Source organism: Nostoc sp. (assembly GCF_036917975.1).
Lineage (GTDB): Bacteria > Cyanobacteriota > Cyanobacteriia > Cyanobacteriales > Nostocaceae > Nostoc.
In genome coordinates, this window is the sequence record NZ_JBALEJ010000040.1 from 1 (window position 1) to 9,013 (window position 9,013).

8 protein-coding genes and 2 pseudogenes are annotated in these 9,013 nt (G+C 41.2%); 4 read left to right on the forward strand and 6 right to left on the reverse strand.

The annotated features are described in order from the left end of the window. Positions 1–274 precede the first annotated feature (274 nt). Positions 275–502 carry a hypothetical protein gene (locus tag V7K76_RS17930; RefSeq protein WP_335029912.1) on the reverse strand — a complete coding sequence of 76 codons (228 nt, stop codon included), beginning with the start codon at positions 500–502 and terminating at the stop codon, positions 275–277. A gap of 259 nt (positions 503–761) precedes the next feature. Between V7K76_RS17930 and V7K76_RS17935 the strand changes: the two genes are divergently transcribed. Both V7K76_RS17935 and V7K76_RS17940 read left to right on the forward strand, forming a co-directional pair. Then, positions 762–2,450 carry an IS66 family transposase gene (locus V7K76_RS17935; protein ID WP_335029914.1) on the forward strand — a complete coding sequence of 563 codons (1,689 nt, stop codon included), beginning with the start codon at positions 762–764 and terminating at the stop codon, positions 2,448–2,450. A 105-nt stretch (positions 2,451–2,555) separates the two neighbouring features. Then, positions 2,556–2,765 (forward strand): hypothetical protein, encoded by a 210-nt coding sequence (locus V7K76_RS17940; protein WP_335029915.1) that lies wholly within the window; start codon positions 2,556–2,558, stop codon positions 2,763–2,765. Positions 2,766–2,954: 189 nt separating this feature from the next. Here the strand turns inward: V7K76_RS17940 and V7K76_RS17945 are convergent. Beyond that, positions 2,955–3,892, reverse strand: a pseudogene (locus tag V7K76_RS17945) (hypothetical protein). Between the two features lie 327 nt (positions 3,893–4,219). Here V7K76_RS17945 and V7K76_RS17950 point away from each other — a divergent pair. After that, positions 4,220–4,732, forward strand: coding sequence for a hypothetical protein (locus tag V7K76_RS17950; RefSeq protein WP_334954003.1), 513 nt, complete (start codon positions 4,220–4,222; stop codon positions 4,730–4,732). Positions 4,733–5,115: 383 nt separating this feature from the next. On the opposite strand, the gene V7K76_RS17955 is transcribed toward V7K76_RS17950, so the two are convergent. Both V7K76_RS17955 and V7K76_RS17960 read right to left on the reverse strand, forming a co-directional pair. Further along, positions 5,116–6,486 (reverse strand): S-layer homology domain-containing protein, encoded by a 1,371-nt coding sequence (locus V7K76_RS17955; RefSeq protein ID WP_334779973.1) that lies wholly within the window; start codon positions 6,484–6,486, stop codon positions 5,116–5,118. Between the two features lie 165 nt (positions 6,487–6,651). After that, positions 6,652–7,140, reverse strand: a complete 489-nt coding sequence (locus V7K76_RS17960) for a hypothetical protein (protein WP_334779974.1) — start codon at positions 7,138–7,140, stop codon at positions 6,652–6,654. Between the two features lie 224 nt (positions 7,141–7,364). Between V7K76_RS17960 and V7K76_RS17965 the strand changes: the two are divergent. Beyond that, a pseudogene (locus V7K76_RS17965) lies at positions 7,365–7,508 on the forward strand (ISKra4 family transposase); the annotation flags it as partial. Positions 7,509–7,600: 92 nt separating this feature from the next. On the opposite strand, the gene V7K76_RS17970 reads toward V7K76_RS17965, so the two are convergent. Together V7K76_RS17970 and V7K76_RS17975 are read right to left on the reverse strand one after the other, a co-directional pair. Then, complete coding sequence (locus tag V7K76_RS17970) at positions 7,601–8,149, reverse strand: WGxxGxxG family protein (RefSeq protein WP_334779975.1); 549 nt, start codon at positions 8,147–8,149, stop codon at positions 7,601–7,603. A 252-nt stretch (positions 8,150–8,401) separates the two neighbouring features. After that, positions 8,402–8,659 (reverse strand): DUF1269 domain-containing protein, encoded by a 258-nt coding sequence (locus V7K76_RS17975; protein WP_334779976.1) that lies wholly within the window; start codon positions 8,657–8,659, stop codon positions 8,402–8,404. Positions 8,660–9,013: the final 354 nt, after the last annotated feature.

The window sequence follows — 9,013 nt, forward strand, 5'->3', positions numbered from 1 at the left end:
CAATTGACAGTTTGAGGTCATAAACAATTTGTCAATAAGTAATAGTGCTGAAAATTTTGCTTAAAACAGACGTAGGAAACACAATTTTAGGGCTGGCGATACTTACGCCTAAGCGTTATTTACCCTGACCGGAAAAAGCATTTACACAAGTTAGTTAAATACCCACACTTCATATTTGTTTGAAGTGGTTGTGAAAATATTCCAAAAAAGCATTTACACAAGCAATACCTTAGCCAAAATAAGAGTATGAAGAGGTAGGGCTGACGTAGTAGAGTTATTGTCGAATGGCAGCGTCTACTAATTCAATTTCTTGCCCTGCCTGTTTCACTAGTTGGTCAATTAGGGTGAGTTGGGCGTTGGATGTGGGAGATTGGCTAGGCGCTGTTAGGTGTTGCTGTTGTTGGCTGACAGAAAGGGTATTTTGTGGCTGTTCTGTGGCTGGCTCAGATGCTTGCTGTGTTAAATTTTGTAAATTTTCAGGTGACTCTAACAGACGTTCCATACCCTAATGGTTTTTTCTATATATAAAACACGAGGGTATGGAACATCTACTCACTGGCTTTAAATTTCCTCTCTTGGGTGTTGGGCGTTAGCGTGGTGTCTTGGCTGTAGTGGTGTTTCTCTGGCTATATCAAAATTCCCCACCTTTGTATTACAAATATGCTACAAAAACAGCATTTTGCTGTATCGGCTCAATAAGTTGGGGTAGCAGAAAAAAATAAAAAGCTTAGTAGGTACAGCAGTGATATAGAATATGACACATGACGCAAAGCCAATCGAGGAACAAACCAGTATACGATTTGCTGCAAGCCATCGACCCAAAAGGGATTGCAGATGAATCAGTGCGTCGAACCGTAGAGATATTATTGAACCTCGTAGAGGAATTAAATTTACAGGTCAAAGAACTACGAGAAGAAAATCAAAGATTGCGGGATGAAAACAACCGCCTGAAGGGAGAACAAGGGAAGCCAGACATAAAAGCCAAGAAGAACAAAGGCGAACTCAGCAACCACTCATCAGAGAAAGAACGAGAAACTCCAAAAAAGCACACCAAGACCAGTAAAAATGAAAGTATCAAAATAGACCGAGAAGAAATACTAGAATATCCTCGGTCGGAACTGCCAGCAGACGCGCAATTTAAGGGCTACGAAGAAGTCATCGTTCAAGACATCAAACTCACAACCGATAACGTTCTTTTCCGCAAACAGAAATACTACTCACCATCCGAGGGAAAAACGTACTTAGCAGAACTACCATTGGGTTACGGGGGAGAATTTGGTCCTGGAGTAAAAGCCCTTGTCATCAGCCTATACTACGGGAGCAACATGACCCAAGGTAAGCTGTTGGAATTTTTAGAGGATATTGGCATTTTCATGTCAGCAGGTCATTTGTCGAACCTGTTGATCAAAAACCACTCTGATTTTGAAAACGAGAAAAGTGAAATTTATTTGTCGGGACTAGCCAGCAGTCCTTGGCAGCACTTCGACCAAACTGGTGCGCGTGTTGGCGGAGTCAACCACACCACCAATGTCATCTGCAACCCTTTATATACAATCTACTTTACGACATCCAAGAAAGATAGACTTACCGTAGTCAAAGGATTACAAAACTCTCAGGAACTTGAGTTTATTCTTCATCCACTAACTTATGAATTGCTTGAGAACTTCCAACTGGCGACTAAATGGAAAAATTCTCTGAAATTATTACCTCAAGAAACTGTATTTAGCTCTACTGAGTTCGAGACCCTACTTGATACGTATCTACCTAAATTAGGCTCTCAACAACGTACTCGTGTTTTGGAAGCAGCAGCGATCGCTTTTTATCATCAGCAAACTGACTGGCCAGTGGTGCAGACTCTTCTTTGTGATGATGCTCCTCAGTTCAAGTTAATAACCGAGGATTTGGCTCTGTGTTGGGTACATGAGGGACGGCATTATAAAAAATTAAATCCTTACGTTGCTTGTCATCAAGAACTTTTGGATCAGTTCTTAGATGAATTTTGGAATTACTACCGACAACTACTAGCTTATAGAGATTCTCCAAGGGCAGAACTCGCACGGGAACTAAAATCTAAATTCTGGGAACTGTTCGATACAAAAAGTGGTTACGAGCAGTTGGATGAACGAAAACGATTAACGGAGGCCATTGCCTCCGAGTTACTTCTAGTTTTAGAGCATCCAGAATTACCATTGCACAATAATCCTGCTGAGTTAGCTGCTAGAACTATGGTGCAGCGACGTAATATTAGCTACGCCACTCAGACTACTGAGGGTACTAAGGCGATTGACACTTTTATGTCTCTTGTTGCCACTACTCGTAAGTTGGGAATTAGCTTTTTTGAGTACGTGCGTGACCGCATTTCAAAGATGAGAATCATCCCCTCTTTGGCGACTATTATTCGTGAGAAATCTTCTATTTATCCCTTTGGTTGGTCGTGGCAACCAGAATAATTGCCTACCCCGAAGTATTGAGGGGATACAATATAAGGATATGTTTGAGATTGCTTCAACCCATTGCCCAGTGCGTCCTTGTCCTCTACATCCACAATCCTAGAGATGACCACATATCGTCAATTAACCATCTGGGATGTATTAGATGAATTGTCCGAATCTCCAGCGACATCAACACTAGCACCGATGTGGGAATGTTTAGATGCGGAGCTTGAAAAATTACCCTTGGAGGCACAGTTATTAACCGCAGCGCGGGAGCAATGCGATTTTGTGAGGTCTGGTCAAAAACAAGCGATCGCTAAAAATTATATTTAAGTACAAGGTAATTTTATTTGCAAATAAAATACTGGTTTGCACAAAAATTCATCTTGATGAAATATCTCAAAAAGATTGCTAGCAAGTCATTTGACGATTGTTTATAAAAATATCTGTAATCAGTCTTTTATACTTAGTATGAATTATGCCAAAAAGTAAATTAAAGGCAAGATCAAAGTATAAAATGTATCAAACAGTTTGAGTTTTAAGAAAAGAGTTAAAGATAGAACCACAAAAATTATCCCAACTTCCAGCGATCCATTGACAACGCAGATGTAACAACATTTGCTGCGTTTTCTTTCAACCAAAATTTACTATTACCTTTGATTCTTAAATTGACAACTTGGCGGATTAAACTCAAAGAGCACCACTTCCAATAGGGAGTTTTTTATCTATTGCTTTATCATAATTTAAACGCCCTTTATGATAAGCATCTAAAATATAATTTCGCTTAACTACCATAATCTTACACCGCTCTCCAGTAGCTACAGCAATCAACTCATCCATCTGGCTGATTAAGGATTTAGCTTTCCCTTTTTTTAAATTCTTTCTAACTTTTAGAAACCATTCTTTAGACTGTACTTCCTCTTGAAAAGCCGCGTCTGCAAATACTTTTATATTTTCCGTAACATGATAAAAATCGAATAGCTGATAAGTTTCGACTGGGCATCCTAATCTTGTCAAAAGTGGAGGGATATGTATCCAGATCCACTCCGCCCCATCCGCGATTAATAAGACTTGTTTTGCTTGGCTAATTCCCAAGTGAACTAAATGCGCTTCTAAAATCTCCAAAAGTGGTTTATATCCTTCATAAGTGCCATCATTCGTAATAGGAATTTCAGAACTATTCACTTTTTTACCTTGCTCGTCAACAACATAAATTGTAAATAACTTTGGCTCATTGCTGTGTCGAGAGCATCTTGAGATTGGGAAAGATTATATAAAAATAAGGCGATACATTGACCCGCTAAAATGAGCGCTGAGTCTCTAATTTTTTGTTCTCTTTCTTTAAAAACTTGCCCATCCCAAACACTAACATTTGTCAATTCTAAAAGTTTAGTAACCTGAATTTCAAAGTCTTTCAACGATTTGGCTAAATCCAAAGTTGCATCTATCTTTTTTTCCATTTATGTTGATATTGAGAGCTTGAAAACTACTATTAATAAGGAATTCTACCTTTTTTCGTAGTTATAAAATAATTATTGCTCACATATACCAGGGAGCAAAACAATAATGATAATCAGGGCAGCACTCCAAACGCCTGTTATAGACGTTCTTGATCAAATATTTGATTTTTTAGTATTAATACTAATTGACATGTAGCTAATATTTTTTTGTACTGAGCAAAAAGTTTAGCGATCGCTTGTTTTTGACCAGACCTCACAAAATCGCATTGCTCCCCCGCAGCGCTTGCCTTCAGTCAAATTGCGGATATTCTTAAGTCTCGTGCAGAAATGCTGTTGCAAGATACGCGCGATCGCAATAGTCTTTTGGGGCCTGTTGTTAGCACCGATCTCTTTGCTGGTCTAGTGCGGACAACAATGCACCTAGATTTAGATGATTTGATTGAACCGCAAACACCACAAACCTTTAAACCACATGGGCCACACCAATTTTTATATCCTAACCAGGAGGGTGATTCTGTAGTAGCGCCTGTTGAAAAAGCGAATATTTTGGCAATGCTCGATGAGGTGACAACTTTAGAAGATGTCCGCAATTTGGCATCAGATGAGGATGTCCAAAAATGGCAGAGCGCCATCGCTAACTACCTGATAAATGTCAAAGATGAAATTTCTCTGAGTAAACTACAACAGGAATTGAAAATGCCGATGGTGGAGGTGTGGTTAGGATTGTTGTTGGGTGGCTTTACATTAGAACAGCGTGGCGATTTTTATCACAACCAAAATGTCTGGGTGAAAAGCTCAGAAACTCAGAACGGCTTTTTTATATTCGCACCCAATTACTAGAGCCAAATCAAGTCACAATTCGTATTGCCAACAACGGACTGGGAATACGAGAAGATGCTTTCAAGCAAATATTTAATCCCTTTTTTACGACCAAGCCCGTTGGACGATCGCTCTTAGATAACGCGATCGCTGCCAAGCGTGAAAAATTATATTTAAACTCAGTTAGTACTTCCCAAGATTCAGAAGATTTCCGTACTCTCCATCAAGCCTGCTTACATGCAAATGAAAATAGCTGTTATGCGAAAATTGTCTACGACCCGTTGAGTGGTTCTTACCCATTGACAAGAAATAGCGGAGTACATTAAAAAGCTTGGCTTTTGGTAGCATTAGTCAATTGAATTGAGCGAAACTATTGCATTGTGGCGTTGGCGCACCGTTTTTGTTTATCTGCTGAAGTCGCTATTTAAGGTTAAAGTTAAGTCGCTATTAGGATTAATTACAACGACTTGATTCGTAGAAGTGGGATCAATAATGCCGCCAATTGTCGCGCCAGCTGCAGCGCCGCCGATAACTTTTCCAGGAGTGATAGTACGATTACCAGTGATGCCGGAAATTCCGGCGGCGGCGGCGGCCCCAATTGCGGTATCTCTTAAAGTCGAGAGAACGTTACGATTTTGATTTGCGCCAACGGCTGTACCAATGGCAGTACCAGTTAAGACTTTGCCAAGTGTAATATGCTTGTTACCAGTGATGCCAGAAATTCCGGCGGCGGCGGCGGAGCCAACAGCAGCATCTTGGAGGATAGCTTTGATGTTAGGACTACGTACATCTTGTGTAGTTGTGATTGGACGCGAAGAGGCATTAATTGGAAACTGCTGACCATTGATAATCAGCTGACTAGCAACAAATTGAGAACCACCGTCTACAGGTTGCAATTGACCAACAACTTGGCTACCAGCAGGAATAGTTAGAGTTCCCTGATTATTTTTGATATCAGTTGCGACTATCAGTGTTAGAGGTGCAGTTTCCTTGGGACTAACAACGATTTTCTTGGCATCTAGATATTTAACAGGAATAGAAGTTCCAGAGTGAAGTAGGGCAGTGATTGAGGAGCCAGTAGCATTTGCAATATACTGCCCAGAAATACTAGAGGTTTGTCCAGAGGGTGTTAAAGCAAGACATAAAAAAGCTGAGACTTCAGCACGACTAGCTAATTGATTAGGTCTAAGGAACTTAACATCAGGATAATCTACGACCAGACGTTTTTCAGTAGCAGCAGCAATACCACTCTGGGCATAAGTAGGAATAGAACTGGCATCAGCAAAGTTTGTAGTTAAGGTGGTAGTCGGAGACTGAGTGGGAAAGTAATTTAAGCCACTTGCTAAAGCGACGAGAACTTGAGCGCGAGGAATATTTTGAGTAGGATTAAAAATCTGGCCAGGGTAGCCGGATAAGAAGCCTGTCTGGTTGGCTGTTGCAATTGCATTATGGGCCCAGTAATTGCTGGGGACATCTACGAATTGAACTGGATTACGACTCTTTTGTGCATTTGGGAAAGCCTTACCAATCATCGCGGCAAACTCAGAGCGGGTTACAGAGGCATTGGGACGGAAAGTACCATTTGGGTAACCACTGATAACTCCTTGTTGAGCCAGTTGAGAAATACATGATTGCGACCAATTGCCTTGAACATCAGTAAATGTCGATTGAGCAAATGTGGGACTGGCAATAACCAAAGGTGCAAATGCACCAAAGGTCATTTGTAGTAACAAAGATAAGGCAGTTCTCGACTGAGATTGAGATATTTTAGTCATGGAATGATAGTTATGTGATTGGGGGTCTAAACCGAATGGGGAGCAAGTTTAGCTCGAAGCCAGTGTTTTTCAGAAAATCCTTGCCAACTACCAAGGGCGATCGCTTACCCCTAGCCCAAAAATTATTCAATTAAAAGGGGCGAGATCAGCTCGCCCATCAAGTCTCTATTTATGATGTTGAACATCGTTTAGGGCACGTTTAGTCGCGTTGAGTGCAGCATCGATATGCACAAGAGAACGATGTTGCAAGCCCCGGGCTGTTGGATCGTCTTCCTCACGCTTGATATCAGAATGCACTTTCTTCAATATTTCTTCTGCCTTATGTAAGCGTCCAGGATGATTATTGGGAACATCGACATTTGGATGATCGTTGATGTCTTTGCCATCATCAATAGATGCCTTCTTAATGTCGTTAATAGTGTAATTTATCTGCCCAATTGCAACATCTTCTTGTCCACTAACGGCAGCATCGCCTGGGCGATGTTCCAGCAACCACCGTGCAGTGCGTAAATCAGTCAGGGCGTGCAGGTAATAAGGATGCTTCCCTGGCAAGTCGGCATACGCAGATCCCGAAGTCATCAAGAGACTGTTACCTAGAACGATTGCTACTAGTCCTGTGAAGATACTAATCGAAGGAACTTTATGCTTGCTCATATTTGTGAATGACGAATTTAAAAGTTGTCTACATTATTTAGACTTCCTGGTTTCACAAAAGGTTTAATTAGATTTACGTCAATGTGATGTAGTTAATATGTCAATCTTGTGCCTCGTGCCCTCTGCCTGATTTGGAAGCAGTTATGTAATAAATTTGACTAAAATCCCGATGTGGATCGTTATTGCTTCTTTCTTCTTTCTGTTTGCACTCTTCGCGTTTTTGATCAATTGGTTCTGGTTCAGTTGAATCTGCCGTTAAACAGATTGACCGTCGAACAAAGATTTCTGGGGCACAATGGAAACGAGAAAATGTGCCTCAAGTCCTTGCTCACCGCTGTGCCTACCTCAATGGATTATTGTCGGTTTGAGCTACTTCAGAAAGTGAGATGTTCCCTCCAAAACTCCCGATGGCTGCACTTTGTCTTAGCAGCTTTACCTGTGATTGGTATCTGGTTTTTACTCACCGTTGGCTCATTTTGGAGGGATTAACTGTTACTTCATTCGGATCGTTATAAGCCTGGACTTTTTCGCGCTTACGAGCCAGACCTGCTAAACCGACTAGACCAAGTAAACCTAGCCAACCCCAATCGAAACTGCTCCCGCTAGTTTTTTGGGCAGTTGTGATGCCTGTATTGCTATTAGTACCTGTTGTTCCACCGCCTGTTGTTCCAGTATTGGAAGTGCTTGTACCTCCATGAATACCCATCGTACCTGTACCTGAAGTACCTGTACCTGAAGTACCTGTACCTGAAGTACCTATGCCTGAAGCACCTGTACCTGAAGCACCTGTGCCTGAAGTACCTGTACCTGAAGCACCTGTACCTGAAGTGCCTGTACCTGAAGTGCCTGTACCTGAAGTGCCTGTACCTGAAGTGCCACCACTGGAGGCTCCGGCTCCGCTACCAGTGCCTCCACTTTGGGCAGAAACAGAAGGAGGTAAGGACACAGAAGCAAAACTCATGGCAAAGACAGTCGCCAAAACAGCTTTAGATAAATCAGAAGATTTCATACTTATTGTTCCTTTTTTGTTCGAGATTTCTGTGGTTGATTAATTTTCAAAACCGATATCGTTTACTTTATGGGATTTTTTAGAAGATGACTTGACGCAAAGTGCGCCGGTTCCCTGTGAAGCTCCAACGACGAGAATTTTCATTGGTTTGATCTCCAAATTAGTTTTGAATTGGGTATTTGGCGCTTGTACTGCGTGTAGCCGTAAAGCCTGCGGCATAGCTACGCTTAGGGCGCAGCTATGGTTCACAAACTAGACCACAAAATGGGTAAAAGCACATTCCTCGACATTCGAGAGCGAAGTTCGTAACACTTTGCCGTCAAAGGGTTTTAATTCTTCTAGAACTTTATCTAGAGTAACTTTGCGGGCAAGAATAAAGATAGCAGAGGTTCTAGGCTCCAGAGTCTTGCCCAATTCTCGGATAAAGTCGTCATTGATTCCAACATCAGTTAATGCATCTGAAAGTGCCCCACTGGCGATTCCAATGGTGTAGCGATCGGGGTTGTCCATCCACAGCTAACAACTTGCTCATCAGTTTCTGTTGATTAACTTTCGACCTCCGCAAGATTCCTGATTAGTTTCCTGATTTCTCACTAAAGCATAAATCATTAAATACTTCTTATATCTTGCTAGATAAATAAGTTCAATTTCATCTACCACTTTTGAATGTTTTATTAGATTTTGTATAAATTATACATTAACTAAAACACGATCTTTGACGTCAAAACATTATACTTTGGGAAATTGTTCTGGGGTGGATCGGGGTGGGTGCGATCGCTGTTTTAGCGATCTCCTGATGTAGAATAAGTCTAAAATTAATAACATTCATAATGTTACACGAATTTCTCTTAGCAGAACGTGACG